General features: G+C 69.6%; 24 protein-coding genes. 11 read left to right on the forward strand and 13 right to left on the reverse strand.

Features of this window, described 5'->3' with window-relative positions:
- The 3 genes from AC1DYG_RS06510 to AC1DYG_RS06520 form a co-directional block, all read right to left on the reverse strand.
- Entirely contained in the window at positions 1 to 273 is a 273-nt protein-coding gene (locus AC1DYG_RS06510; RefSeq protein WP_477639070.1) for a DivIVA domain-containing protein, read from the reverse strand.
- 37 nt (positions 274 to 310) lie between these two features.
- Entirely contained in the window at positions 311 to 565 is a 255-nt protein-coding gene (locus AC1DYG_RS06515; protein WP_477639071.1) for a hypothetical protein, read from the reverse strand.
- A gap of 78 nt (positions 566 to 643) precedes the next feature.
- Entirely contained in the window at positions 644 to 1,486 is an 843-nt protein-coding gene (locus AC1DYG_RS06520) for an LOG family protein (RefSeq protein ID WP_477639072.1), read from the reverse strand.
- Positions 1,487 to 1,577: 91 nt separating this feature from the next.
- On the opposite strand from AC1DYG_RS06520, the gene AC1DYG_RS06525 reads away from it, so the two are divergent.
- Entirely contained in the window at positions 1,578 to 2,159 is a 582-nt protein-coding gene (locus tag AC1DYG_RS06525) for a GNAT family N-acetyltransferase (RefSeq protein ID WP_477639073.1), read from the forward strand.
- A gap of 26 nt (positions 2,160 to 2,185) precedes the next feature.
- Complete coding sequence (locus tag AC1DYG_RS06530) at positions 2,186 to 3,538, forward strand: serine hydrolase domain-containing protein (RefSeq protein WP_477639074.1); 1,353 nt, start codon at positions 2,186 to 2,188, stop codon at positions 3,536 to 3,538.
- A 44-nt stretch (positions 3,539 to 3,582) separates the two neighbouring features.
- On the opposite strand, the gene dapE is transcribed toward AC1DYG_RS06530, so the two are convergent.
- Positions 3,583 to 4,671, reverse strand: coding sequence for a succinyl-diaminopimelate desuccinylase (gene dapE, locus AC1DYG_RS06535; protein ID WP_477639075.1), 1,089 nt, complete (start codon positions 4,669 to 4,671; stop codon positions 3,583 to 3,585).
- Between the two features lie 114 nt (positions 4,672 to 4,785).
- Here dapE and dapD point away from each other — a divergent pair, with 114 nt between their 5' ends.
- From dapD to AC1DYG_RS06550, 3 genes are all read left to right on the forward strand, one after another.
- The gene (gene dapD, locus AC1DYG_RS06540) at positions 4,786 to 5,718 is read left to right on the forward strand and encodes a 2,3,4,5-tetrahydropyridine-2,6-dicarboxylate N-succinyltransferase (RefSeq protein ID WP_477639076.1); all 933 of its coding nucleotides are present in this window, start codon (positions 4,786 to 4,788) and stop codon (positions 5,716 to 5,718) included.
- Positions 5,705 to 6,592, forward strand: coding sequence for a hypothetical protein (locus AC1DYG_RS06545; protein ID WP_477639077.1), 888 nt, complete (start codon positions 5,705 to 5,707; stop codon positions 6,590 to 6,592). The genes dapD and AC1DYG_RS06545 overlap by 14 nt, the downstream gene beginning before the upstream one ends.
- Before the next feature lie 67 nt (positions 6,593 to 6,659).
- Complete coding sequence (locus AC1DYG_RS06550) at positions 6,660 to 7,559, forward strand: DUF559 domain-containing protein (RefSeq protein WP_477639078.1); 900 nt, start codon at positions 6,660 to 6,662, stop codon at positions 7,557 to 7,559.
- 76 nt (positions 7,560 to 7,635) lie between these two features.
- Here AC1DYG_RS06550 and AC1DYG_RS06555 read toward each other — a convergent pair whose 3' ends face one another.
- From AC1DYG_RS06555 to fdxA, 3 genes are all read right to left on the reverse strand, one after another.
- Positions 7,636 to 8,931, reverse strand: a complete 1,296-nt coding sequence (locus AC1DYG_RS06555; protein ID WP_477639079.1) for a citrate synthase — start codon at positions 8,929 to 8,931, stop codon at positions 7,636 to 7,638.
- A 112-nt stretch (positions 8,932 to 9,043) separates the two neighbouring features.
- Positions 9,044 to 10,198 (reverse strand): succinyldiaminopimelate transaminase, encoded by a 1,155-nt coding sequence (gene dapC / locus AC1DYG_RS06560; protein WP_477639477.1) that lies wholly within the window; start codon positions 10,196 to 10,198, stop codon positions 9,044 to 9,046.
- A gap of 25 nt (positions 10,199 to 10,223) precedes the next feature.
- Positions 10,224 to 10,550: a ferredoxin gene (gene fdxA, locus AC1DYG_RS06565; RefSeq protein ID WP_066673553.1), complete on the reverse strand. Its 327-nt coding sequence runs from the start codon at positions 10,548 to 10,550 to the stop codon at positions 10,224 to 10,226.
- A gap of 21 nt (positions 10,551 to 10,571) precedes the next feature.
- Here fdxA and AC1DYG_RS06570 point away from each other — a divergent pair, with 21 nt between their 5' ends.
- Both AC1DYG_RS06570 and AC1DYG_RS06575 read left to right on the forward strand, forming a co-directional pair.
- Positions 10,572 to 11,606, forward strand: a complete 1,035-nt coding sequence (locus AC1DYG_RS06570; RefSeq protein ID WP_477639080.1) for a GNAT family N-acetyltransferase — start codon at positions 10,572 to 10,574, stop codon at positions 11,604 to 11,606.
- A gap of 54 nt (positions 11,607 to 11,660) precedes the next feature.
- On the forward strand, positions 11,661 to 12,074 hold the full coding sequence (locus AC1DYG_RS06575) for a VOC family protein (protein ID WP_477639081.1): 414 nt from the start codon (positions 11,661 to 11,663) through the stop codon (positions 12,072 to 12,074).
- A gap of 8 nt (positions 12,075 to 12,082) precedes the next feature.
- Here AC1DYG_RS06575 and AC1DYG_RS06580 read toward each other — a convergent pair whose 3' ends face one another.
- From AC1DYG_RS06580 to AC1DYG_RS06605, 6 genes are all read right to left on the reverse strand, one after another.
- Positions 12,083 to 13,762, reverse strand: coding sequence for a VanW family protein (locus AC1DYG_RS06580; protein ID WP_477639082.1), 1,680 nt, complete (start codon positions 13,760 to 13,762; stop codon positions 12,083 to 12,085).
- A 13-nt stretch (positions 13,763 to 13,775) separates the two neighbouring features.
- Entirely contained in the window at positions 13,776 to 14,318 is a 543-nt protein-coding gene (locus tag AC1DYG_RS06585) for a flavin reductase family protein (RefSeq protein ID WP_477639083.1), read from the reverse strand.
- Positions 14,315 to 15,241 carry an N-acetyl-1-D-myo-inositol-2-amino-2-deoxy-alpha-D-glucopyranoside deacetylase gene (gene mshB / locus AC1DYG_RS06590; RefSeq protein WP_477639084.1) on the reverse strand — a complete coding sequence of 309 codons (927 nt, stop codon included), beginning with the start codon at positions 15,239 to 15,241 and terminating at the stop codon, positions 14,315 to 14,317. Before mshB ends, AC1DYG_RS06585 begins: the two co-directional genes overlap by 4 nt.
- Positions 15,242 to 15,245: 4 nt before the next feature.
- Positions 15,246 to 16,982, reverse strand: coding sequence for an ABC transporter substrate-binding protein (locus AC1DYG_RS06595; RefSeq protein ID WP_477639085.1), 1,737 nt, complete (start codon positions 16,980 to 16,982; stop codon positions 15,246 to 15,248).
- 4 nt (positions 16,983 to 16,986) lie between these two features.
- Positions 16,987 to 18,870, reverse strand: coding sequence for a translational GTPase TypA (gene typA / locus AC1DYG_RS06600; protein ID WP_477639086.1), 1,884 nt, complete (start codon positions 18,868 to 18,870; stop codon positions 16,987 to 16,989).
- A 213-nt stretch (positions 18,871 to 19,083) separates the two neighbouring features.
- Positions 19,084 to 19,521 (reverse strand): (deoxy)nucleoside triphosphate pyrophosphohydrolase, encoded by a 438-nt coding sequence (locus AC1DYG_RS06605; RefSeq protein WP_477639087.1) that lies wholly within the window; start codon positions 19,519 to 19,521, stop codon positions 19,084 to 19,086.
- A gap of 250 nt (positions 19,522 to 19,771) precedes the next feature.
- Here AC1DYG_RS06605 and AC1DYG_RS06610 point away from each other — a divergent pair, with 250 nt between their 5' ends.
- From AC1DYG_RS06610 to AC1DYG_RS06625, 4 genes are read left to right on the forward strand one after another with little or no spacing between them, the layout of a single operon-like run.
- A complete protein-coding gene (locus AC1DYG_RS06610; RefSeq protein ID WP_477639088.1) occupies positions 19,772 to 20,764 on the forward strand; it encodes an ABC transporter permease in 993 nt (330 codons plus the stop codon).
- A gap of 55 nt (positions 20,765 to 20,819) precedes the next feature.
- Positions 20,820 to 22,595 (forward strand): ABC transporter substrate-binding protein, encoded by a 1,776-nt coding sequence (locus AC1DYG_RS06615; protein WP_477639089.1) that lies wholly within the window; start codon positions 20,820 to 20,822, stop codon positions 22,593 to 22,595.
- A gap of 56 nt (positions 22,596 to 22,651) precedes the next feature.
- Positions 22,652 to 23,659, forward strand: a complete 1,008-nt coding sequence (locus tag AC1DYG_RS06620; RefSeq protein WP_477639090.1) for an ABC transporter permease — start codon at positions 22,652 to 22,654, stop codon at positions 23,657 to 23,659.
- The gene (locus AC1DYG_RS06625) at positions 23,656 to 24,747 is read left to right on the forward strand and encodes an ABC transporter ATP-binding protein (protein WP_477639091.1); all 1,092 of its coding nucleotides are present in this window, start codon (positions 23,656 to 23,658) and stop codon (positions 24,745 to 24,747) included. The genes AC1DYG_RS06620 and AC1DYG_RS06625 overlap by 4 nt, the downstream gene beginning before the upstream one ends.
- The last annotated feature ends 1 nt before the right edge of the window (position 24,748 follow it).

Here is a 24,748-nt window from a genome sequence, read left to right on the forward strand (position 1 = left end):
TCAGCGGCGGGGATCGCTGCCGGCCTCGAGCTCCGCGATCCTGGTCTGGAGCCGGTCGAGCACGGCGTCCACCTGGTCCATGCGATAGCCGCGCAGGGCCGTGTCGAAACGAATGGCGGAGATCTCTCCGGAGCCGAACTCCTCGGAGAGGATCGGGTCCGCCTGGGTCGTGGTCGCCTCCGCGAGGGGGTCGTAGCCCAGACGTCCCGCGACGAGAGCGGCGAACGCTCCGACGACCAGCACGCCGACGGCGATGAAGAAGACCCAGATCACGGGGCGATCGTCGCACGAACTCCCGACGACGACCTAGTCAGCCCGCCGTGCCGAGGTCACGGACGTCGTCGGCGGCGTCGTCGGACCTGGTGATCGCGCTGCGCGTGAGCATCTCGACGAACTGCGGGACGTCCTCTGGTGTGAGGCGAAGGGTGGCGCGACAGACGGTGTCCTGCCAGATCGACAACACCACCCGGCCGGACTCCGGGTGGCCGGAGATGCGCAGGGTGCGGCCGGCGACGTCCCGACCGACGATGACGTCGCCATGTCGCGGCAGGGGCGAGATGGTCACGTCTCCATCATCGGGCCCAGCCGTCGCCACGTCCATGTCAGGGCACCATGGATCTGCTGGGCGACTGCCATCGTCGCTCTACTCGGGCCGCTTGGGTGCGACCGGCTCCTCCGCCTCGGTGACGATGCGGACGGCTTCGTCCACGTCGTCGGTCAGGTGCAGCAGGTCGATGTCCTTGGCGCTGACGGTGCCCGCGTGCAGGACGGTGCTGCGCAGCCAGTCGAACAGCCCGCCCCAGTACTCGGTGCCCATCAGCACGATCGGGAACGACGTGACCTTCTGGGTCTGCACCAGGGTGACCGCCTCGAACAGCTCGTCGAGCGTGCCGAATCCACCCGGCAGCACGATGAACCCCTGCGCGTACTTGACGAACATGGTCTTGCGGGCGAAGAAGTAGCGGAAGTTGACGCCGAGGTTGACGTACTCGTTCAGGCCCTGCTCGAACGGCAGCTCGATGCCCAGGCCCACCGAGGCACCACCGGCGTCGCGGGCACCCTTGTTGGCCGCCTCCATGGCGCCGGGTCCGCCGCCGGTGATCACGGCATACCCCTCCTCCACCAACCTGCGCCCCACCTGGGTGGCGAGCTCGTAGAAGGGGGTGCCGGCCTTGGTGCGGGCCGACCCGAAGACACTGACGGCGGGGCCGAGCTCGGCCAGCGCGCCGAAGCCCTCCACGAACTCGCTCTGGATCCGCATCACCCGCCACGGGTCGGTGTGCAGCCAGTCGCTCGGGCCGCGGCTGTCGAGCAGGCGCTGGTCGGTGGTCGTGCCGGGCACCCGCGAACCCCGCAACGTCACCGGGCCGGTGTGGTAGTCGAACCCGGTGTAGTCGTGGTCGTGCTCCGTCGCGCCAGCGGTTCGGGTGTCCTCGGCCTGTGTCTCGTCCGTCTGCGTCTCGTCCGTCTGCGTCTCGTCGCTCACGCGCGCCACCCTAGGCGAGCGAGACGGCAACCGGGCGAGGGGCGAGCCAACCGGACGCCCAGTGTCCGGCTTCCCGAGTACGTTGGCGAGCATGTCCGACTACACGATCAGGGCACTCACGCCGGAGACGTTCGACGACTTCGCCGCCCTCGTCGAGCGGAACAAGGGCATGTTCGCCAACTGCTGGTGCACGTGGTTCCACCCGGAGGACAGGGAGCCGGACAGCACCGCCGAGGACAACCGGGCGTTCAAGAAGCGCCGCGTCGACGAGGGCATCGCGCACGCGGCGCTGGTCTACGACGGCGGTCTCGCCATCGCCTGGGCGGAGTACGGAACACCCGAGGAGCTCCCGGGCATCCACCACCGCAAGCAGTACCTCGCCACGGCCGAGCGGCTTCCCGACTACCGGGTGACCTGCATCCAGGTCGAGCGCGCCCATCGAGGTCAAGGCCTGGCGTCGGTCGCCCTGCGCGGAGCCGTCGAGCTGATCGCGCAGGCCGGCGGCGGCGTGGTCGAGGGCTACCCGCACGACACCGGCGGGGTCCGGAAGAAGAACTCGTCCTTCCTCTACAACGGCACTCGCACGATGTACGAGCGCGAGGGCTTCACCTACGACCGCCCGAAGGGACTGGGCAACTGCGTGATGGTGCGCGAGGTAGCGCCAGCCTCCTGACCGATCCCGCGGATATGGTGCAGTGCGTGGACACCACGTTGCAGGACACCACCATCCGACGGCTACGCGACCTGGCCCTGGAGCGCCAGCGCACCGGTCGCGTGCCGGGCCTCGCGGCCGCTGTCGTCCGTCGCGGGGAGCCGGTGTGGACCGACGGCATCGGCACGGCCGACGTCGCCTCCCCGCGCGCGCCCGGGTCGGACGACCAGTTCCTCATCGCCTCGAACACCAAGAGCTTCACGGCGGTGTTGGTGATGGCCCTGCGCGACGAGGGGCGGCTCGACCTCGACGACACCCTCGACCAGCACCTGCCCGGGGTGACCCAGCGGGCCACGGTGAGGCAGGCGCTCTCCCACGCCACAGGTCTGGCCCGCGAGCCGCTCGGCGACATCTGGGAGACGCTCGAGCAGCCCGACGCCGCCACCCTGATGAGCGACTTCAACGCGATCGAGCGGGTCGGCCGCCCCCACGACCACTGGCACTACTCCAACATCGTGTATGCCGTGCTGGGCCAGCTCGTGGAGCGGCTGGAGGGCCGCCCGTGGGAGGAGTCGCTGCAGGCCCGCATCCTCGAGCCCCTGGAGATGACCCGCACCAGCGTCGGCTTCGATGGCGCGCCGCGGGCGACGGGCTACCACGTGCAGCCGTTCCACGACGTGCCTCGGGTCGAGCCGGTGCTCGACCTGCGGGCGATGGGACCGTGCGGCGCACTGGCCAGCACGATCACCGACCTCGCCAGGTGGTCCGGCTTCGTCGCCGACCCGGATGCGGCCATCCTGTCGCCCGACACGCTCGAGGAGATGTGCCAGCCGCAGCTGCTGGTGGACCCCGAGGGCTGGGGCGGCGCGATGGGTCTGGGCTTCTTCCTGATGCGCTCTGCCACAGGACGGACGTGGGTGGGCCACACGGGCGGGATGCCGGGCCAGGTGTCCGGCGTGTTCACCCACCGCGAGAGCGGCACGGGAGGCATCGTCCTGATGAACAGCTCCTCGTCGCCCGACCCGGCGGCCTTCGCGATCGCCCTCGGCGACCACGTCCTCGACAACGACCCTGCCGAGGAGGAGCCGTGGCGTCCGGGGACATCGGTGCCGGAGGAGCTCGCGCCCCTGCTGGGCCGGTGGTTCTCCGAGGGCTCGGGATACACCTTCACGGTGCGCGAAGGGCGGCTCGAGGCACGTGCCGACTCGGCACCGGCCGCCCGCGCGCCGTCGGTCTTCGAGCGGCTCGACGACAGCACCTTCCGCACCGTGTCGGGACGCGAGCGCGGCGAGCAGCTGCGGGTCACCCGCGCCGCCGACGGCACCGTGCTCAAGATGAACTGGGCGACCTACCTCGTCACGCGGGCACCGCTGGGCTTCGGGGAGTCGCTCGAGGGATGACGAGAGGCGGTCAGGCGAGTCGGGCGAGTCGGGCGAGCACCAGCTCAGGCGAGCCAGCGGAGCAGAGCGGCCTCGGCGGACTCGAGCTGGCTGACGGGGCAGCGCTCCTCGTCGTGGTGGGCCAGGTTCGGGTCGCCCGGGCCGAAGTTCACGGCCGGCACGCCCATGGCGGAGAACCGCGCGACGTCGGTCCAGCCCTGCTTGGCCACGACGTCGACACCCAGCGCCTCGACGAACGCCTTGGCGGCCGGCAGGTGCAGGCCGGGGCGGGCGCCCGGGGCGTTGTCCTTCACCTCGACGACGTAGCCGCTGAACAGCTGGTGGACCACCGCGAGCGCGTCCTCGGGCGACTTGTCGGGGGCGTAGCGGTAGTTGACGGTGACGACACAGCTGTCGGGGATGACGTTGCCGGCGATGCCACCGGCGATGCCCACGGCGTTCATGGCTTCGCGGTACTCCAGCCCGTCGACCACGACGGTCTCGGGCTGGTAGGTCGCGAGCCGGGTCAGGACCTCTCCAGCGTCGTGGATGGCGTTGTGCCCGTTCCAGGGCCGGGCGGAGTGGGCGGCGATGCCCTTGGTGACGACCTCGGCGCGCAGCGTGCCCTTGCACCCGCCCTCGACGATCGCGCCGGTCGGCTCGAGGAGCACTGCGAAGTCGGCGTCGGCGATGAGGTCCGGACGCTGCCGGTCGATGTGGAGCAGGCCGTTGAACTCGCTGTCGATCTCCTCCCCCTCGTAGAACACGAACGTGAGGTCGCGACTCGGCTCGGCCACGAGGGCCGCCTTGAGCTGGACGGCGACGCCGCCCTTCATGTCGACCGTGCCGCGGCCCCACAGGTCGTCTCCCTGCCGGTGGGTCGGCAGGTTGGCGGGGTCCCGGGTCAACGGCACCGTGTCGATGTGGCCGGCCAGGACGACCCGCTCGTCGCGACCGAGGTCGGTCCGGGCCACCAGGGTGTTGCCGATCCGGGTCACCGTGAGGTGCTCGAGCGGGGCGAGCGCCGACTCGATGGCGTCACAGATCGCAGCCTCGTCCCGTGAGACCGACTCGATGTCGCAGAGCGCCGCCGTGAGGGTGACGATGTCCGCGGAGAGGTCGAGTGTCGCGGTGTCTCCCGGTGAGTTCGGCATGCCAGAACCCTATCCACCGCCGCTTCTTCGCAAGATCCGCCGGGTCCTGGCACGGCACGTCTTCGGAACACCCGTGGGTCTGGGCGAGACCACCTCGTCTCGTAGGCTGGCCCCATGAGCAGCGAGCGCACCGCATGGGGTTTCGGCCTGGCGACCATCCACGACGACGGGGCGATCCTCGACACGTGGTACCCGCAGCCCGCCCTCGGCGCCCGCCCCGCTGACACCCAGGCCCCGGCCGAGCTCGAGGCGCTGGTCGGCAAGGACGACGTGCGCAAGGTCCGCCGTGAGCTCGTCGCCACCGAGATCGAGCTCGACGCCGCGCCTGCCGACCCAGCCGACGCATACCTGCGCCTGCACCTGCTCTCCCACACTCTGGTGCAGCCCAACACGATCAACCTCGACGGCCTCTTCGGCGTCCTCGTCAACGTCGTCTGGACGACTCAGGGACCCTGCTCGGTGGAGGGTTTCGAGCTGACCCGTGCAGGAATGCGGGCGCGCGGCCCGGTGCAGGTCCTGGGCGTCGACAAGTTCCCGAGGATGACCGACTACGTCGTGCCCGCCGGTGTCCGGATCGGGGACGCCGACCGCGTACGCCTCGGCGCGCACCTTGCCCCGGGCACGACCGTCATGCACGAGGGTTTCGTCAACTTCAACGCCGGCACCCTCGGCCACTCCATGGTCGAGGGTCGGATCAGCCAGGGCGTCGTCGTCGGCGACGGCTCCGACATCGGCGGTGGCGCCTCCACGATGGGCACCCTGTCCGGGGGCGGCACCGAGCGCGTGAGCATCGGCGAGCGCTGCCTGCTCGGCGCCGAGTCGGGCCTGGGCATCGCCCTCGGCGACGACTGCGTCATCGAGGCTGGGCTCTACCTCACCGCCGGCACCAAGGTGACCTTGACCGACGGCCGGGTGGTAAAGGCCCGCGAGCTGTCCGGCCAGTCCAACCTGCTGTTCATCCGCAACTCCGTGACCGGCACCGTCGAGGCCCGTGCCCGCGACGGTCACGGCATCGTCCTGAACTCGGCCCTGCATGCCAACGACTAGGCGCGGCGGTGTCGTGCTCTCGGAGCAACGACCACCTTCGCGCAAGCGCCGGTTCGCCACCCGGGTGGTCGTGCTGATCCTGGCGGGTGCAGTCGTCGGCGCCGGCATCGTCGGCGCTCGCGGTGTGGTGAGCAACTTCGGGGGCCCCCGCTGCCAGGCGACCGCCTCGGGTACCAGCGTCGACTTCGACCCCAGCCAGACGGCATACGCGGCCACGATCGAGGCGGTCGCCGAGAAGCGCGGCCTGCCCGCGCGAGCCGCCACCATCGCGATCGCGACGGCGATCCAGGAGTCCAAGCTGCGCAACCTCAAGTATGGCGACCGCGACTCCGTGGGGCTGTTCCAGCAGCGGCCGAGCCAGGGCTGGGGCACCGTCGACCAGATCCTCGACCCCGTCTACGCGACCAACAAGTTCTACGACGCCCTCGTCAAGATCGACGGTTATGAGGCGATGCGGATCACCGAGATCGCCCAGAAGGTGCAGAAGAGCGCCTACCCCGAGGCCTATGCCGACCACGAGCAGGAGGGGCGGCTGCTCGCCTCCACGCTGAGCGGCCACTCCCCCGAAGGCCTCGGCTGCCGGCTCAACGACGCGACCACCGGCGACCCGGCAGCGCTCAAGGCTGCCCTGAAGACCGAGCTCGGCGTGACCTCCGCCGTCAGCGGCCGGACCCTGACCGTGACCGCCGGCTCCGAGCGTGCCGCCTGGAGCGCCGGGGCGTATGCCGTGGCGACGGCCTCGCTGCACGGCGCCACGGCGGTGCGCGTCGGGTCGCGCGAGTGGACGCGGACGCGCGACTCCTCCGGCTGGAAGTGGCACGACGCCAAGACCGGTGGCACGGCCAGCACCGTGATCGTCACCTTCGCCGCCTGACCCGTCCCTCCAGCCCGCGACGCCCGCCCGGCACCCACAGGTGTCCGGGTGACGCCATGCTCCGACGATGCCGCTCCCACGTCGTCCGCTGCCGCCCTCGCTCGCGCGCCGGGCGTTCACGGTGGCAGAAGCGGTCGACGCAGACGTCCCCGAGCACCGGCTCCGCTCGGGAGACCTCCACCGACCGGCCAAGGGCGTCCGCTCCCACCGCGCGGCCACCACCCTCGACGACCTGGCCACCGACTTGGCGCTGGCCCTACCCCCGCCGTGGGCGTGGTCGCACCTCACCGCCGCTCGGCTCTTCCGGCTTCCCCTTCCGTCTGAGTGGACCAGCGGCGAGCCGCTGCACGTCCTGCGCCCCACCGAGTCGGCCCAGGTCAGGAGGCCCGGTCTGGTCGGACACCGGGGACTCGAGCACCGCGAGACTGAAGTGCTGCGCGGGCACCCGACGACGACTGCGGCCTGGACGTGGGCCGATCTGGCGAGCCTGCCGGAACTCTCTGTCGAGGATCTCGTCATCGCAGGTGACGCGTTTGCCACTCGCGACCCGGCTCTGCTGGAGCGGATGGTGGCCATGGGGCGCGGAGGCGGGCCTCGCCGCGGGGCTCGAAAGCTCCGGGCCGCGGCGGAGCTGCTGCGGTCCGGGAGCGGGTCACCGATGGAGACTCGCGCGCGACTGGCGTTCCTCGCGGCCGGGCTCCCCGAGCCTGAGCTGAACGCCACCGTGCACGGACCCGATGGTCACTTCCTCGCGCGGGTCGACTTCCTGTGGCGTGAGGCGGGCGTCGTGGTCGAGTACGAGGGCGACCAGCACCGGACGGACCGACGGCAGTGGCAGAACGACATCGCCCGGGTGCGCCTGCTCGAGGAAAGGGGGCTGCGCGTCATCCGCATCACCAGCCTCGACCTGTTCGACGCGAGCCGCCTGCAGGCCCTTGTCGCGATGCTGCGGGGACTCGTCCTGTGAGTGAGCGCCAACCAACTCTCAGGACGAGCCGGAGAGTTGGTTGGCGCTCACTGGGTGAAGCCTGAAGCGGGGAGGGTCAGCGGCCGTCCATGGCGACGTAGTCGCGCTCGGTCGCACCGGTGTAGATCTGGCGCGGACGGCCGATCTTGGTCTGCGGGTCCTCGATCATCTCGCGCCACTGGGCGATCCAGCCGGGGAGCCGGCCGAGGGCGAACAGCACGGTGAACATGCGCTCGGGGAAGCCCATCGACTTGTAGATCAGGCCGGTGTAGAAGTCGACGTTCGGGTAGAGCTTGCGCTCCACGAAGTAGTCGTCCTCCAGCGCCCGCTGCTCGAGCTGCAGGGCGATGTCGAGCAGGGGGTCGGAGACGCCGTCCTTGGTCAGGATCGTGTCGGCGGTCTTCTTGATGATGGCCGCGCGGGGGTCGTAGTTCTTGTAGACCCGGTGGCCGAAGCCCATCAGCTTGACCCCGTCCTCCTTGTTCTTGACCTTCTTCACGAAGGTGTCGACGTCGCCCCCGTCCTGGTGGATCGTGTTGAGCATCTCCAGGACCGCCTGGTTGGCGCCACCGTGCAGCGGGCCGAACAGCGCGTTGATGCCCGCCGAGACCGAGGCGAAGAGGTTGGCGTTGGAGGAACCGACGAGGCGCACGGTCGAGGTGGAGCAGTTCTGCTCGTGGTCGGCGTGCAGGATCAGGAGCAGGTCGAGGGCCTTGACCATGTCCTCGTCCAGGTCGTACGGCTCGGCCGGGAACCCGAACGTCATGCGCAGGAAGTTCTCGGGGAGCGACAGCGAGTTGTCGGGGTAGAGGAACGGCTGGCCGACCGACTTCTTGTAGGCGTAGGCAGCGATCGTGGGCAGCTTGGCCAGCAGGCGGACCGTGGAGATCTCGACCTGCTCCTTGTCGAACGGGTCGAGGCTGTCCTGGTAGAAGGTCGACAGCGCGGACACGGCGGACGAGAGCACCGGCATCGGGTGGGCGTCGCGCGGGAAGCCGCCGAAGAACGCCTTGAGGTCCTCGTGCAGCAGCGTGTGGCGCCGGACCTTCTGGTCGAAGTCGTCGAGCTCGGTCTGGCTCGGCAGCTCGCCGTAGATCAGGAGGTACGACACCTCGAGGAAGCTCGACTTCTCGGCGAGCTGCTCGATCGGGTAGCCGCGGTAGCGCAGGATGCCCTCGTCACCGTCGATGTAGGTGATGGCGCTGCTGCACGACGCGGTGTTGACGAAGCCGGAGTCGAGGGTGACGTTGCCGGTCACCTTCATCAGCTTGGAGACGTCGTACCCGTCGTTGCCCTCGGCTGCCTTGACCAGCGGGAGCTCGAGGGTCTTGCCCCCGGCAGTCAGGGTGGCGCCAGCGGTTGCGTCAGTCATCCGAAATCCATCCTCCACGTCGTGCGGGCGCCCGGATCTGGTGTGCGTGCCGGGCGCTTCTCGCGCAGTGCGACGCTACCCCAACACCGGGGGCCGCCGGGAATCGGCCCGGCTACCTGGCGAGACGCTCGGCGGCCGTGGCGATGCGTTCGTCGGTGGCGGTGAGGGCGATGCGCACGTGCTCGCGACCAGCGGCGCCATAGAAGCTGCCAGGAGCCGCGAGTATGCCGCGGGCGGCCAATGCGTCGATGGTCGCCCAGGCGTCCTCGCCCCGGGTCGCCCACAGGTAGAGGCCTGCGTCGGAGTGGTCCACCCGCAGCCCGAAGGCCTCGACGGCCGCACGCAGGGTGGTGCGCCGCGCGGCATACCGGGCCTTCTGCTCGGCGACATGGGCGTCGTCGCCGAGGGCGACCGTGAGGGCCTGCTGCACGGGCCAGGGCACGATCATCCCGGCGTGCTTGCGGACCTCGAGCAGGCGGCGCACGAGCGTCACGTCGCCGGCCACGAAGGCCGCTCGGTAGCCCGCGAGGTTGGACTGCTTGCTCAACGAGTAGACCGCCAGCAGACCCTCGTGGCTGTCGCCGCAGACCCGCGGGTCGAGGATGCTCGGAGTCGTCGGCACGCGAGGGTCACGCTCGGAGTCGGGCCGCCAGTCGAGCTCGGCGTAGCACTCGTCGCTGGCCACGACCACGCCGTGCTGGCGGGCCCAGGCCACGACCTTGGCGAGGTGCTCCAGACCGAGGACGCGACCCGTCGGGTTGCTGGGGCTGTTGAGCCACAACAGATTCGGTGTCGTGGCAGGGGTCAGCGGACCCAGCGCCGCCAGTCCGTCGACCACCTGGGGTCGCGCCCCGGCCAGCCGGGCTCCGACGTCGTAGGTGGGGTAGGCCACGCCGGGGAAGCCCACGATGTCGCCCGCACCCAGACCGAGCAGCGTCGGGAGCCACGCCACGAGCTCCTTGGACCCGATGGTCGGCAGGACGCCGTCCGGGTCGACGCCGGGCACGCCGCGACGTCGGGCGAACCACGACGCCACCGCCTCCCGCAGGGCGGGCGTGCCGTAGGTCTGGGGGTAGCCCGGCGCGTCCGCGGCGCGCCGCAGGGCGTCCTGCACGACGGCGGGCGTCGGATCCACGGGCGTGCCCACGGACAGGTCGACCAGACCGCCACCGGGCTCCCCAGCAGCGCCAGGCACACCAAAAGCGAGACTCGCCCGCTCCTTGTACGGAGCGAGCGAGTCCCAGGGAAAGTCAGGCAGAGCGCGCAGGCCCTCGCCGCCGATCACCCGTCGATCACTCGTCGTGGGACTGCGGCGGCAGGTCGGCGATCAGCGGGTGGTCCTTGGGGATCAGGCCGAGCTTGGCCGCACCGCCGGGGCTGCCGAGGTCGTCGAAGAACTCGACGTTGGCCTTGTAGTAGTCGGCCCACTGCTCGGGGGTGTCGTCCTCGTAGTAGATCGCCTCGACCGGGCAGACCGGCTCACACGCACCGCAGTCGACACACTCGTCCGGGTGGATGTAGAGCGACCGCTCACCTTCGTAGATGCAGTCGACCGGACATTCCTCGATGCAGGCCTTGTCCTTGAGGTCCACACAAGGCTGGGCGATCACGTACGTCATGTCGCACATACTATGCGGCCCATGTCGACCGACGTCAGCAACCTCCCCCTCGGGTCCCGAGTCGTGGTCAGGTGGCGGCTGGAGACCCCTGACCCGGCCACGGGGGCCACGCTCACCGACGCCGTCGGGACCCTGCTGCACCGCGACACCGAGACCGTGTCGGTCGAGACGTCGCGCGGCCCGGTGACCATTGCCCTGCACCGGATCACGGCGGCCAAGGAGGTCCCACCGAAGCCCTCTCGCCGCGGCGCCGCCCACCTCGCCCTGTCGATCGAGGACCTCCAGCGCGTGATGACGCCTTCCTGGGGCGCCGTCGAGCGGGACACGCTCGGGGACTGGGCGCTGCGCGCCTCCGCCGGCTACACCCAGCGCGGCAACTCGGTGGTGCCCGTCGGCAGCCCCGGCAAGCCCCTCGTCGACGCCGTCGCCGAGGTCGAGGCCTGGTATGCCGCGCGCGGACTCCCAGCGAAGTTCGCCCTCGCCGGGCCGCAGGGTTTCGACCCCGCCGGGGACCCGTTGGGCGCGCTGCTGCTGGAGCACGGGTATGCGGTCGGGAGCCGCACGCTGAACCTCACGGCGGCGAGAGAGACCATCGTCGCCGCGGACCCCGGCGGGCCGAGCGTGACCGTCACCCTTGAGCTCAGCCCCACGTGGCTCGAGGTCTACCGGCGCACCCGCGCCACGGTGCCCGGCGCCACGGAGGCGGTACTGCGTGACAGCCCCCGGGTCCTCTTCGGCAGCATCGCGCCGGGCGGTGGCCTGTCGCAGCAGCTGGGCCTGCGAGCTGCGGATGCAGCGGGGACGACCCCGATTGCATTGGCACGTATCGGGATCGGCGCCGGCTGGGCAGGCCTGGGCGCGGTCTGGACGGACCCGGCATACCGAGGACGAGGCCTGGCCGCGCACCTCACCGCCGGCCTGGCCGTGCGGCTCCGGGAGGAGGACATCGCCCTCATCCACCTCCAGGTGGAGCACGACAACGCGACGGCCCTCCGCCTCTACCGACGGCTCGGCTTCGACGTGCACTCGTCCTACGTCTACCTCACCCAGGGTTGACCGCAGCCGAAACCCGCTGGCGCGAATGCCGTCCCCGCCGACAGGCTGTCGACCATGACCTCCCGCATCTCGCACACGACCGTCGACTCCCGCAACGCCCACGACCAGTCGCTCTGGTGGGGCGAGGTCCTCGGGTACTCGCAGGATCCGCGTGACCCCAACCTGCCCGGTCACGAGGAGTGCATGATCTTCTCGCCGGACGGTCGTCAGCGGGTGCTGTTCATCGAGGTGCCCGAGGGCAAGACGGTCAAGAACCGGATCCACTTCGACCTCTGGCCGACCGACCGGACGATGAACGAGGAGGTCGACCGGTTAGTCGCCGTCGGCGCGACCCTGGTCCACGACCTGCGCGACCACCACGGGCCGGGCACCGGCTGGGTCACGCTCGCCGACCCCGAGGGCAACGAGTTCTGCGTACTCCGCAGCGAGTCCGAGCGTCCCGACCCCTATGCCCACCTCGTGACCTGAGAGGGCTCTCAGCTGGCGCTGGGATGCGTGCAGGTGACCTTGTCCTCGGGGATGTAGTGCGTCGAGAAGTTCGACGTCCGCACCGTCTTGCCACCCTTCTTGAACACCCGGGTGACCGTCACGTCGAAACCGGTGCTGGGCGACTGCGTGACACAGCCCGGCCTGTCGTCCACGATCGTCTTGGGCTGCACGACGTTGCGGCGCGGGCCCTTGACCGACTCGATGTCCCAGACCTTCGTGCCGTGGAAGGTCACCGTGATCGAGCTCGGGGACACGGTTGCCTGGATGAGGATCCCGTAGCCCGTGTCGTTGGTCCACTTCTGGTCGACGTCCGGCCAGGAGACCGTCGCCTCACGACCCTCGGGGTAGCGCGAGATGTAGAAGCTGTGCGGCAGGTACTGGTCGATCCGCACGCCCGAGAAGAAGGCTGCGTTGAAGGTCGTCGTGGACACCTGCGAGACGCCGCCGCCGTAGTCCTTCTTGAGCCGGCCGTCCTCGATGACAGGTGCCGACATGTACCCCTTGGCCGCTGTGCGTTGGCCCAGGGTGGCGTTGAGGCTGAACTGCTCGCCGGGACCGACGTAGGTGCCGTTCAGGGTGCGCGCCGCGATGGTGATGTTGTTGGTGCGCGGCGGGTTGTAGGGGAAGTTCGTCGTGAAGGTCGAGACCACCTCACGCGGCTTGATCTTCTCGGCCTCCGCAGTCGTGAGCTTTGGCTGGACGACCGTCGTGACGACTGTGGCGGTCCGGGCCGGGTCGGTCATGGCGGGGACGAAGGCCGCGACCACGGACTTCTCCTCGAGGGTTGCTCCCGCTGCGGCAGGGACCACGACGATCTTGCTGCCCTTGAAGGTGATCTTGGCGTCCCGGGGTTTCGCCTCGAGGCCAGCCGCTGAGGCAGCCTTGCGCACTGCCGCAACGAGTTTCGCGTTGTCGACCACGGGAGCGAGCTTGCCCGTGGGGTCGGCCTGCATCGAGATGCTGGGCGCGTAGGCGGCCGGCGTGACGGCGAACGACTTGGCTCCGACCTTGACCGTCACCGGACCCGACATGGCCGGTGTCGCGAACTCGGCCACTGCCCTGTCGACCTCCTCGGCGGACACGGTGGGGGCCACCTGGTGCAGGCGCGGCGCGATGGCCGACCTGGTCGGCCATCGGGCGGCGACCTCGTCGGCCGTCTCCTCCACCGAGAGCGTGGCGCCCGTCACGGGCCGGACGACGGCGACCTTCCCCGCGGGGAAGGTGATCGCGCCCTGCACCACCGGAGTGTCCAGCGTCTGTTCGGCCGCCTTCACGGCAGCCTCGAGCCGGGCTCGGTCCACGGTGGTCTCGAGCTTCTCGTCGGAACCGCCGGTGAGCTTGTCCCACAGGTCCGCCGGCTGGGCGCTGAAGCCGGAAAGCCCGTCGACGGTGCCTGCGTAGTCGATGGCCAGCCCGGCGGACCTGGGGTCGATCTCGAAGGTCTTGTCGCCGGCCTTGAGGGTCAGCTTGGCACCCTCCCTGGCCGCCAGCGCCCGGCGCAGGGTGCTCTCGGCCGAGTGCGGCGACATGCCCCCCACGGGCACGCCCGCGACCGTCGAGTTGGCCGGGATGTGTCGTCCGAGGAACCACGCCATGCCCAGGTAACCGGCCAGCAGGACCGCCACGGCGACCCCGAGACGCAGCGCCGATGAACCGCTGTCCTTCACGGCTGGACTCCCATCACTTCAGCGCCTGGTAGCGGCTGCGGTAGTACACCAGCGCATCTGCGGGGTGCTCGTTGCTCGACAGGGAGACTACTTCGCCCAGGACGATGCTGTGGTCTCCCGCGGGGTGCACGGCCGTGGTCCGCAGCTCGATCGTGGCGAGGGCGTCGTCCAGCAGCGCGACACCGGTGACCGGACCGCGACCGTGCGCGATCCGGTCGAGCTGGCCGTGCAGGGGTCGCCCCTGCGTGGACAACCAGTCGGCGACGGGTCGCTGCGCCGCCGCCAGCACGCTGATCCCCCACACCCCCGAGTCGATGATCGCGTCGTGGAAGCGCGCGTCCACCTCGACGCACACGAGCACGAGCATGGGGTCCATCGACACCGACGTGATGGCGTTCGCGGTCATGGCGTGGTCGTGTCCCCCGCTGAAGGTCGTGAGGACGGCGACCCCCGTGGCGAACCGCCCCATGGCCAGCCGGAACTGGTCGGGATCGACAGGACCCGCCTCCGGGGGCGAAGTGGAGTCACCCGGGCCCGCAGCGTCCAGTGGGCTCATCGGGGCCCACCCAGCAACCCGGTATGCCGCGTGGTCGCCTCGTTGCCGGGTGGCACCTCGTCCGTCGCCCCGCGCGTCGCGAGCCGTCCGGTTGCCGGATCGAGCAGGGCGAACCCCTCTCGGCCGGGGATCCGCGCGGCGATGTCGTTCGACAAGGCGTAGGTGTCGCCGGTGTCCGCCAGGGTGACCTGCGTGGCGTGCTGGCGCAGGGCGTCGGCCTGCACGGGCACCAGGGCGGGGTCGACCACCTCATGGGTCACGAGGTCGTCGACGACGACCGACGGCGGGTACTCCCCGTCGGGGTCGGGCAGGGACCAGCCGGTACCGACGGGCGGGTGCTCGGCCAGCCACTCGCGGTCCTGGCGGGCCCACGACGCCGGCGTCAGCACGGCATACACAGGCGGTCGTTCGTCCTCGGGCAGGGCGCGGAGGGCCGCGCAGGTGACCCGGTGGGTCTGGATGTGGTCGGGGTGGCCGTAGCCGCCCTGCTCGTCGTAGGTCACGACGACGGCCGGACGGACCCGCCGCACGACCTCGGCCACCAGGTCGGCGGCCTCGTCGAGGTCGGCGTTCACGAACGCGACAGGGTTGGCAGCGCTGGGCGTGCCCGCCATGCCGGAGTCGCGGTAGCGCGACAGGGCACCGGTCTCGGCGTCCTCGCCCAGCACCTCGTGGGTCGCTCCGAGCGACTCCATGGCGGCCCGCAGCTCCTCGCGCCGGTAGGGGCCGAGCGCGTCCTCGTGCGCCGCGTCCAGGTGGAGCAGTGCGGGGGGGATGACCTCACCCTCCTCGCCCAACGTGCAGGTGAGGACGTGCACGGGGTGGCCGGCCCGCACGTAGTGGGCCATCGTGAGGCCAGCCGTCAGCGTCTCGTCGTCGGGGTGGGCGTGGACGAACAGCAGCGGCTCGGCGGGGGCGGTCACGGCGCTATTTCACACCCACGGTGGCGAGGTCGACGAACCCGCCCAGCGCCTCGTTGGCACTCAGACCGGTCACGGAGCTGCCTGCGACGTACAACGCCTTGCGCTGCGCGAGGGCGATGAAGATGCCGCGCTCGGCCAACGAGGCGTCGAGGGCACCCCACGACGTCGCCTGGCTGCTGAGGTCGTGCAAGGCCCCGATCCGGGTGATCTCCTTGTTGACCGCCTCGTCGGAGAAGCCGCCGAAGTCGCGGCCGTTGCCGTTCTTGGTCACGTTGATCCGGCTGTCGAACAGGGGCGGGATCACCGTGGACGCGGAGGGCCACGCAGGTGCCCAGTTGGCCCAGAACACGTCAGTCTGGTCCGTGCGTCCCGGCGCCGACACCTCGCTGAAGTACTCCTTGGCGATCGGCTGGAGCTGGACGGCGAATCCCGCCTCCTCCCACCCGTTGACCAGGGCGGCCAGCGCCTTGTCGGACGTCGGGGTCGACCGGTAGGCCACCCGGACCTTCACCGGCAGGGTCAGTCCCGACTCCTGCAGCGCCGCGCGCGCCCTCGCGGCGTCACCCGACGGGCCGGACCCGACCGGGTCCGCATCGCTGTGTCCGGGCAGGGACGGGCCGATCAGGGTGAAGGCGGAGCTGGCGGCACTCGCGCCGCCCAGGGCCGTGACGTACCCCTCGCGGTTCGTGGCGAGGGCAAAGGCCTGGCGCGCCTTGGGGTTGTGCATCACACCCTTGACCACGTTGGGGGCCAGGTAGTCCACGAACTGTGCCGACGGGTTGACCGACCGGACCGAGAGGGCGGCGTCGGAGAGGATGTGCTGCTGCATTGCCGGGGGCGCCGAGTCGAGGGTCACCGACTGACGGTTGCCCTCATCGTCGTTGATCACGCGTTGCACTGCGGTCTGTGACTCCGTGCCCTCGACGTACGCGATCGATGCAGGCTTCGCCTGCCGGATGGGGTCGGATCCCTTGTCCCACTTGGGGTTTCGCACGAAGGTGCCCCCAGCACTCGGGTCCCAGGCCGCCTTGAGCTGGTACGGGCCGTTGGAGAACACGGCATACGTGCCGTCCTTGCCCTTGTCCTGCGACTCCTTGTAGGGGGCGAAGACGGGCAGTGCGACCACCTGGTTGAAGTCGGCCATCGGCGTGCTCAGCCGGAAGGTGACGGTCGAGCCGTCGCACGACACGGCCTTGTCGAAGGCCGCCTGACCCTTGGCGTCCTTGGCATCGGGACCGGCGTAGATGGAGGACCCGTCGGCCTTGCGGGGGATGTCGAGGTAGGCCAGCGGGTAGTTCAGGCCTTCGGAGGCGAACGGCTCGGCGAAGGAACGGGAGGCGCCGTAGCGCACGTCCTCGCACGTGACCGGCGACCCGTCCTGCCAGGACACACCGCCGCGGAGCGTGAACGACCAGATCTTCAGTGTGGGGTCGACCGTGCCCGCAGTGGTGGCGAGGTCACCTTCGACGGAGCGCTGGCGGGCCACGTCAGCACCCGCGGGGAACGCGGTGAGAGTGCGCGCGAACACCCTGCCCGCGAAGGCGACGTCCTGCGCGGTCGACATGCGCTGCGGGTCCCAGGTCGCCACCGGTCCCAGGGACAGGACCGACAGCTGGCCCGCCTCGGCGGCACCGTTGTCGCGGTCGGACCCCATTCCCGTGCACCCGGACACCCCGAGCGTGGCAACGGCCACGCCGATGGCGAGCGCCCGAGACCTGGGGACCTGCATCGCTCCCGGCACGCGCTCAGGCGTTGCGGGCCCGAGCCGCGCTGCGGGCGCGCACGGTCTGGTCGAGCTCGACCTTGCGGATGCGGACGGCCTCGGGGGTGACCTCGACGCACTCGTCCTCACGGCAGAACTCGAGCGACTGCTCGAGGCTCAGCTTGCGCGGGGGCACGATCTTCTCGAAGTTGTCCGAGGAGGAGGCGCGCACGTTGGTGAGCTTCTTCTCCTTGGTGATGTTGACGTCCATGTCGTCGGCGCGGGAGTTCTCGCCGATGATCATGCCCTCGTAGACCTCGGTCGTCGGGTCGACGAAGAGGGTGCCCCGCTCCTGCAGGTTCACCATCGCGTAGGCCGTCACGACACCCGTCCGGTCCGAGACGAGCGAGCCGCTGGTGCGGGTCGTGATGGTGCCGAACCACGGCTCGTAGTCCTCGAACACGTGGTGGGCGATGCCCGTGCCGCGGGTCTCGGTGAGGAACAGCGTGCGGAAGCCGATCAGGCCGCGCGACGGCACGAGGAACTCCATCCGGACCCAGCCGGTGCCGTGGTTGGTCATCTGCTCCATGCGGCCCTTGCGGGTCGCCAGGATCTGGGTGATCGGGCCGAGGAACTCCTCGGGGGTGTCGATGGTGAGGCGCTCGACCGGCTCGTGGGTCTTGCCGTCGACCTGACGGGTGACCACCTGGGGCTTGCCCACGGTCAGCTCATAGCCCTCGCGGCGCATCTGCTCGACGAGAATGGCGAGGGCGAGCTCACCTCGACCCTGCACCTCCCACGTGTCGGGGCGCTCGGTGGCCAGGACCCGCAGCGAGACGTTGCCGATGAGCTCCTTGTCGAGGCGGTCCTTGACCATGCGGGCCGTGACCTTCGAGCCGCGGACCCGACCGACCATGGGACCGGTGTTGGTGCCGATGGTCATGGAGATGGCCGGCTCGTCGACGGTGATGACGGGCAGCGGGATGGGGTTCTCGGCGTCGGCGAGGGTCTCGCCGATCATGATCTCGGGGATGCCCGCGATGGCGATGATGTCGCCGGGGCCGGCCGACTCGGCGGGCTTGCGCTCGAGCGCCTCGGTCATCAGCAGCTCGGTGATCTTGACCCGCTCGACGGTGCCGTCGACCTTGCACCAGGCGACGAACTGGCCCTTGCGGATCGTGCCGTTGTGCACGCGCAGCAGGGCGAGGCGACCGAGGAAGTTGGAGGCGTCCAGGTTGGTGACGTGCGCCTGCAGCGGTGCCTCGTCGTCGTAGACGGGCGCGGGGATGGTCGACAGGATCGTCTCGAAGAGCGCCTCGAGGTCCTCGGCGTCCGGCAGGCCGCCGTTCTCGGGGCGGTTCATCGACGCGCGGCCGTTCTTGGCGGAGGCGTAGACGATCGGGAACTCGATCTGGTGCTCATCGGCGTCGAGGTCCATGAACAGCTCGTAGACCTCGTCGACGACCTCGGCGATGCGGCTGTCGGGGCGGTCGACCTTGTTGATGCACAGGACGACCGGCATCTTGGCCGCGAGCGCCTTGCGCAGCACGAACCGGGTCTGCGGGAGCGGGCCCTCGGACGCGTCCACGAGGAGCACCACGCCGTCGACCATGCTCAGACCGCGCTCGACCTCGCCACCGAAGTCGGCGTGGCCGGGGGTGTCGATGATGTTGATGGTCGCGCCGTCGGGCAGGCCCGCCTCGGCGGCCGCCTTGCCCGCGTAGTGGATCGCGGTGTTCTTCGCGAGGATCGTGATGCCCTTTTCGCGCTCCAAGTCACCGGAGTCCATCGCCCGCTCGTCGACGTGCTGGTGCTCGCCGAACGCACCGGCCTGCCAGAGCATCTTGTCGACCAGAGTGGTCTTTCCGTGGTCAACGTGGGCAACGATGGCGACATTGCGGATGTCACCGCGGGTCTTCATAGGCATGAGCACCATTGTCTCAGGCTTTTGAGCACGCGCTGACCATGCGCGCCTGCGCGCGTGAGCACGCCCACACGCGGTGACGTATGCCGCGTGGCCGGCCCCGCGGCATACCCCCTTGCCTCACCTTTATCGGGTTGAGGGACTTTGTTGCGCTTGACCCGACAACCGTTCCGGGGTGAAGCACAACTTTCCCCCTAGACCCGATAAAGGTGCGTGTCAGCCGAGCTGGGCAGCGATGAGGTCCACGATCGGCAGGTCGGCGGGCAGCCACGGGACGTCGTAGAGGTCGTCTCGGCGCAGCCAGCGCAGCTGGTCATGGTCCTCGATCGGCGCCGGGACGCCTGCGGTCACGCGGGCCAGCCACACGGTCATGGCGAAGGCCTCACCCAGGGGCCACCGGCCGTCCGGCAGCGGCCCGGGCACCGGGTCGCCGAGCTCCACCTCGACGCCGAGCTCCTCGAGCACCTCGCGGTGCAAGGCCTCCTCCTCGGTCTCTCCGGGGTCGACCTTGCCGCCCGGGAACTCCCAGCCGCCAGCGAGCGCCGGTGGCTCGGTGCGCCGGGCGGCCAGCAGCATCGTGGGGTGCTGGAGGTCGTCGACGATGGCCGCGCCGACCACTGCCGCCACGCGGGCCCCCTCCGGCTCGGTCGTCATGGGCCCACTGTGCCAGTTTGTCCATGCTCGGCGACCCACCAGGGCTTTCGTGGACCGGTGGCGACGCCCCGAAGGATCTCCTTTGCCGCGTCACGATTCGGCATCAGGTTGTTGTGACGGACCCATACGAGCCGGATGATGGGCGCCGAAGGGCTCAGCGCGTTCCGTCCCACAGTCGGCTCGTCCGACGCTACGCTGCCCGACGAACAGGCAGGGACACGGTCGTCAACAATGGAGGTGTGCGCCACCCATGAGTGCTCCCCTAGAGCTCGAGCCGGGTGCCACCACTGCGATGCCCGAGAGCGTCCTGGAGGGTGCCGGGAAGATCGAGGGGCGCTCGCTGGGCCAGATCGCCTGGGGCCGCCTCAAGCGCGACAAGCTTGCGCTCGCCGGTGGGTTCGTCGTCCTGGCCCTCATCGTGATGTCGGTGTGCGCGCCCCTCATCGTCGGTCTGCTGGGCCACCCCCCGAACGAGTTCCACCAGAAGCTCATCAACCCCGACACGCAGGTGCCGATCGGCAAGTACGGCGGCGCCTCCGCGGACTTCCCCTTCGGCCTGGAGCCCGTGAACGGCCGTGACCTGTTCAGCCGCGTCATCTACGGCTCCCAGATCTCACTGCTGATCGCCTTCCTCGCGACCCTGGTCTCGGTCGTCATCGGCACCGCCCTCGGTGCCATCGCCGGGTTTGCCGGGGGGATCGTCGACACGATCATCAGCCGGCTCATGGACATCTTCCTCGCGTTCCCCATCCTGTTGTTCGCGCTGGCCCTGGCCGGCGTGATCCCGGACCACGCGTTCGGCCTCAGGGGCGACGCCCTGCGGATCTCCGTGATCGTGTTCATCATCGGCTTCTTCAACTGGCCCTACGTCGGCCGCATCATCCGCGGACAGACCCTCTCGCTGCGCGAGCGCGAGTTCGTCGATGCGGCGCGCAGCCTGGGCGCACGGTCGCCGCGGGTGCTCGTCAAGGAGCTGCTCCCCAACCTCGTCGCGCCGATCCTCGTCTACTCGACGCTGCTGATCCCGACGAACATCCTCTTCGAGGCAGCGCTGTCCTACCTGGGGGTCGGCGTCCAACCGCCGCGCGCCACCTGGGGCGGCATGCTCTCCGACGCCGCTCAGTGGTACCAGGTCGACGCCTGGTTCCTGCTGCCTCCCGGCCTGGCCATCTTCGTGACGGTGCTGGCCTTCAATCTGTTCGGGGACGGCCTTCGTGACGCCCTCGACCCACGGGCGCGGTAGAACCCACCGCACCCATGCAGTTCCCTCCTACACCGAACAAGGAGCGCAACCACACATGAAGAACAAACGCATTCTGGCGATCGCCTCGGCATCTGCCCTTGCCCTGGGGTTGTCCGCGTGTGCCGACAACTCGGGCGGCTCGGGCAGTTCCGGCAGCTCGAGCAGCGGAGCGGACGCCAAGCCGGCGGCCAACGCCGCTGTTGGCAAGGTCTTCCGGCCCTCCGACACCAAGGGCGGCACGCTCCGTTTCGGTATGGCGGGTGACTGGGACTCGGTCGACCCCGGGGACACGTACTACGGACTCTCCTGGAACTTCCTGCGCAACTACGCGCGCACCCTGGTCGTCTTCAAGTCGGCACCCGGCTCGGGTGGCACCGAGCTCGTTCCCGACCTCGCGACGTCCCTGGGCAAGGCGAGCGACGGCAACAAGACCTGGACCTACACGCTGCGTGACGGGCTGAAGTACGAGGACGGATCCGCGATCACGTCCAAGGACGTCAAGTACGCCGTGGCGCGGCAGCTCGACAAGGACACGTTCCCGAACGGGCCGACCTACTTCAACGACTTCCTCGCGGACGTCCCGGACGGGTACTCGGTCTACAAGGACAAGAACCTCGACAACCTCAAGGCCATCGACACCCCGGACGACAAGACCATCGTCTTCCACCTGAAGACGGCCTTCTCCGGGTTCGACTACTTCGCCCAGCTCCCGGCCACCTCGCCGGTCCCCGTGGCGAAGGACACCGGTACCAAGTACCGCGAGCACGTCATCTCGACCGGTCCGTACAAGTTCACGACCTACCAGTTCGGCAAGCGGTACGAGCTCGACCGCAACCCGAACTACGACCCCAAGACCGACCCGGAGTCCGGCCGCAAGGCTCTTCCGGACAAGCTCACGGTCGAGCTCGGTCTCAACGCACCCGACATCGACAACCGCCTCGAGGCGGGCGACCTCGACGTCGACATCGCCGGTACCGGAGTCCAGGCCGCGTCGCAGGGCAAGATCCTCGCGAACGCCGACCTCAAGGCGAAGACCGACAACGCCGCAGCCGCGCGCACCTGGTTCACCGTGATCAACAGTGACGTGGCGCCGTTCGACAACGTGGACTGCCGCAAGGCGGTCGAGCTGGCCTACGACAAGACGGGCTACCAGCGCGCCTACGGTGGCGCCACGGGTGGCGACATCGCCACCAGCCTGATGCCGCCGGTCGTCCCGGGTCACGTCGACTTCGACCTCTACAACTTCAAGTCGAAGCCTGAGGGCGATGTCGAAGGCGCCAAGGCCGCGCTCGCCAAGTGCGGTCAGCCGAACGGCTTCGAGACCACCGTCTCGTACCGTGCCGAGCGCCCGAAGGAGAAGGCAACGGCCGAGTCGCTGCAGCAGTCGCTGGCCAAGGTCGGCATCAAGCTGAACATCAAGCCGTTCCCGACCTCGGACTACACCAAGCTCTACGCCGGCAAGCCCGACTACGCCAAGAAGAACAAGCTCGGCCTGATCATCTACGGCTGGGGCGCTGACTGGCCGGACGGCTTCGGCTTCCTGAGCCAGATCATCGACAGCCGGGTCATCCGTCCGTCGGGTAACACCAACCTCGGCATCAAGATCCCCGCCGTCGACGCACTGATCGACAAGGCTCTCGCCGAAAACGACAAGACTGCTCGCGAGAAGATCTGGGGCGACGCCGACAAGCTCGTCATGGAGAACGCCGCAGTCGTCCCGGGCGTCTGGTCGAAGGGTCTGCTCTTCCGGCCCGACAACCTGACGAACATCTTCGTCAACGACGGGTTCAACCAGTACGACTACACGGCGATGGGTACGTCCAAGAAGTAGTAGCTCTACTCCCACCCACCAACGCCACCCAAGAAAGTAGGTGGGGCGTCGACGCGGTGGCGGTCAGCCGGCCAGGCTGGCTGGCGGCGATCCTGCTCTTCATCGTGAGCGCGGTCGTGTTCTGCATCTTCTTCCTCGTCCCCCGCATCGGCGGCGCCACCGCCGACGACCTTGCGTCCCGCTACGTCGGCAAGAGCGCCGGCCAGGAGCAGATCCACGCCGCTGCGGTGCGCCTCGGCTTCACCGACCCCCTCTGGGAGCAGTACGGACGGTTTGCCAAGGGCATCGTCGCCGGGGCCGACTACAGCACCGGCGCGGGTGTGGACCACTGCCCCGCACCGTGTCTGGGGTACTCCTTCGTCAGCCAGAACCCCGTGCTGCCAGATCTCCTCGACCGACTTCCGGTCACCCTCTCCCTCGCGTCCGGCGCTGCCTTCCTGTGGCTCCTCGGAGGCGTCGCGACGGGTGTCGTCTCGGCGCTGCGCCGAGGCACCGCATTGGACCGGTCGATGATGGGCATCGCCCTCGCCGGCGTCTCCCTCCCCATCTTCTTCACCGGCCTGCTCAGCCTGAGTGTCTTCAGCTACGCGCTCGGCATCACCGCCCCCGGCGGCGCGAACCCGATGGACGCGAGCAACCCCCTCGACTGGGCCTACCGCCTGATCCTCCCGTGGATCACCCTCGCCTTCCTGTATGCCGCCGCGTATGCGCGGCTCACCAGGGCGGGCATGCTGGAGACCATGAACGAGGACTACATCCGCACGGCCCGGGCCAAGGGGCTGGGCGAGCGGGACGTGGTCATCAAGCACGGCCTGCGAGCGGCCCTCACCCCGATCCTGACCATCTTCGGCCTCGACCTCGGTCTGCTGCTCGGCGGCGCCATCCTCACCGAGACGACCTTCTCCCTGCCGGGCATCGGGCAGTACGCAGTGCAGGCCGTGACCAACAACGACCTGCCCAAGGTGCTGGGGGTGACCCTGATCGGCGCCTTCTTCATCATCCTGGCGAACCTGGTCGTGGACCTCCTGTATGCCGTCATCGACCCGAGAGTGCGAGCCTCATGACCCAGACCACCGACCGCACGGCAAGCCGCCCGGACACGGTGGGCATCGGCGGCATGGGCGCGCCGAGCAAGGACGCCTTCCTATCCGTGCGCGACCTGCGCGTCCACTTCCCCACCGACGACGGAGTCGTCAAGTCCGTCGACGGGCTGTCCTTCGACCTGGCCCGCGGCAAGACGCTCGGCATCGTGGGCGAGTCGGGCTCCGGCAAGAGCGTGACGAGCATGTCCATCATGGGGCTGCACAAGCCCGGGACCGTCAACATGTCCGGCTCCATCCTGCTCGACGGCGACGAGCTGGTCGGCGCCACGCCCGGCCAGATCCGGGCGCTGCGGGGCAAGAAGATGGCGATGATCTTCCAGGACCCGCTGTCCGCGATGCACCCGTTCTACACGGTGGGCCACCAGATCATCGAGGCCTACCGGGTCCACAACGACGTCCCGAAGGCGACGGCCCGCAAGCACGCCATCGACCTGCTCAAGCGCGTCGGCATCCCCCAGCCCACCTCACGCGTGGACGACTACCCCCACCAGTTCTCCGGTGGCATGCGGCAGCGCGCCATGATCGCCATGGCCCTCTCGTGCGACCCCGACCTGCTCATCGCCGACGAGCCCACGACCGCACTCGACGTCACGGTCCAGGCGCAGATCCTCGACCTCGTCCGCGACCTGCAGAGTGAGTTCAACTCGGCCGTCATCATCATCACCCACGACCTGGGGGTCGTGGCCGAGCTGGCCGACGACATCATGGTGATGTATGCCGGCCGGTCCGTGGAGTACGCCTCGTCCGAGGAGATCTTCGAGCGTCCGCAGCACCCCTATACCTGGGGCCTCCTCGGGTCGATGCCGCGGCTGGACCGCGAACGCACCGAGCGACTGCTCCCGATCAAGGGCACTCCGCCCAGCCTGATCAACGTTCCCTCGGGCTGCCCGTTCCACCCCCGGTGCGCCTTCGGGGACCGCACCAACGGCCTGGCCACCACTGAACGCCCAGCCTTCCGCGAGAGCCTCCCCGGCCACTACGTTGCGTGCCACCTCGACGACGGGGAGCGTGGCCGGATCTGGGAGACGGAGATCCTCCCGAAGCTGTGAG

It is taken from the genome of Pedococcus sp. P1_H8, assembly GCF_056405175.1.

Excerpts from the sequence above, each read along its gene's own strand:
- AC1DYG_RS06525 (WP_477639073.1), top strand. The coding sequence starts at position 1,578 with ATGTCCGACTACACGATCAGGGCACTCACGCCGGAGACGTTCGACGAC.
- dapE (WP_477639075.1), bottom strand. The coding sequence starts at position 4,671 with ATGCCGAACTCACCGGGAGACACCGCGACACTCGACCTCTCCGCGGAC.
- dapD (WP_477639076.1), top strand. The coding sequence starts at position 4,786 with ATGAGCAGCGAGCGCACCGCATGGGGTTTCGGCCTGGCGACCATCCAC.
- AC1DYG_RS06545 (WP_477639077.1), top strand. The coding sequence starts at position 5,705 with ATGCCAACGACTAGGCGCGGCGGTGTCGTGCTCTCGGAGCAACGACCA.
- AC1DYG_RS06550 (WP_477639078.1), top strand. The coding sequence starts at position 6,660 with ATGCCGCTCCCACGTCGTCCGCTGCCGCCCTCGCTCGCGCGCCGGGCG.
- AC1DYG_RS06555 (WP_477639079.1), bottom strand. The coding sequence starts at position 8,931 with ATGACTGACGCAACCGCTGGCGCCACCCTGACTGCCGGGGGCAAGACC.
- fdxA (WP_066673553.1), bottom strand. The coding sequence starts at position 10,550 with ATGACGTACGTGATCGCCCAGCCTTGTGTGGACCTCAAGGACAAGGCC.
- AC1DYG_RS06570 (WP_477639080.1), top strand. The coding sequence starts at position 10,572 with ATGTCGACCGACGTCAGCAACCTCCCCCTCGGGTCCCGAGTCGTGGTC.
- AC1DYG_RS06575 (WP_477639081.1), top strand. The coding sequence starts at position 11,661 with ATGACCTCCCGCATCTCGCACACGACCGTCGACTCCCGCAACGCCCAC.
- AC1DYG_RS06585 (WP_477639083.1), bottom strand. The coding sequence starts at position 14,318 with ATGAGCCCACTGGACGCTGCGGGCCCGGGTGACTCCACTTCGCCCCCG.
- typA (WP_477639086.1), bottom strand. The coding sequence starts at position 18,870 with ATGCCTATGAAGACCCGCGGTGACATCCGCAATGTCGCCATCGTTGCC.
- AC1DYG_RS06605 (WP_477639087.1), bottom strand. The coding sequence starts at position 19,521 with ATGACGACCGAGCCGGAGGGGGCCCGCGTGGCGGCAGTGGTCGGCGCG.
- AC1DYG_RS06610 (WP_477639088.1), top strand. The coding sequence starts at position 19,772 with ATGAGTGCTCCCCTAGAGCTCGAGCCGGGTGCCACCACTGCGATGCCC.
- AC1DYG_RS06615 (WP_477639089.1), top strand. The coding sequence starts at position 20,820 with ATGAAGAACAAACGCATTCTGGCGATCGCCTCGGCATCTGCCCTTGCC.
- AC1DYG_RS06625 (WP_477639091.1), top strand. The coding sequence starts at position 23,656 with ATGACCCAGACCACCGACCGCACGGCAAGCCGCCCGGACACGGTGGGC.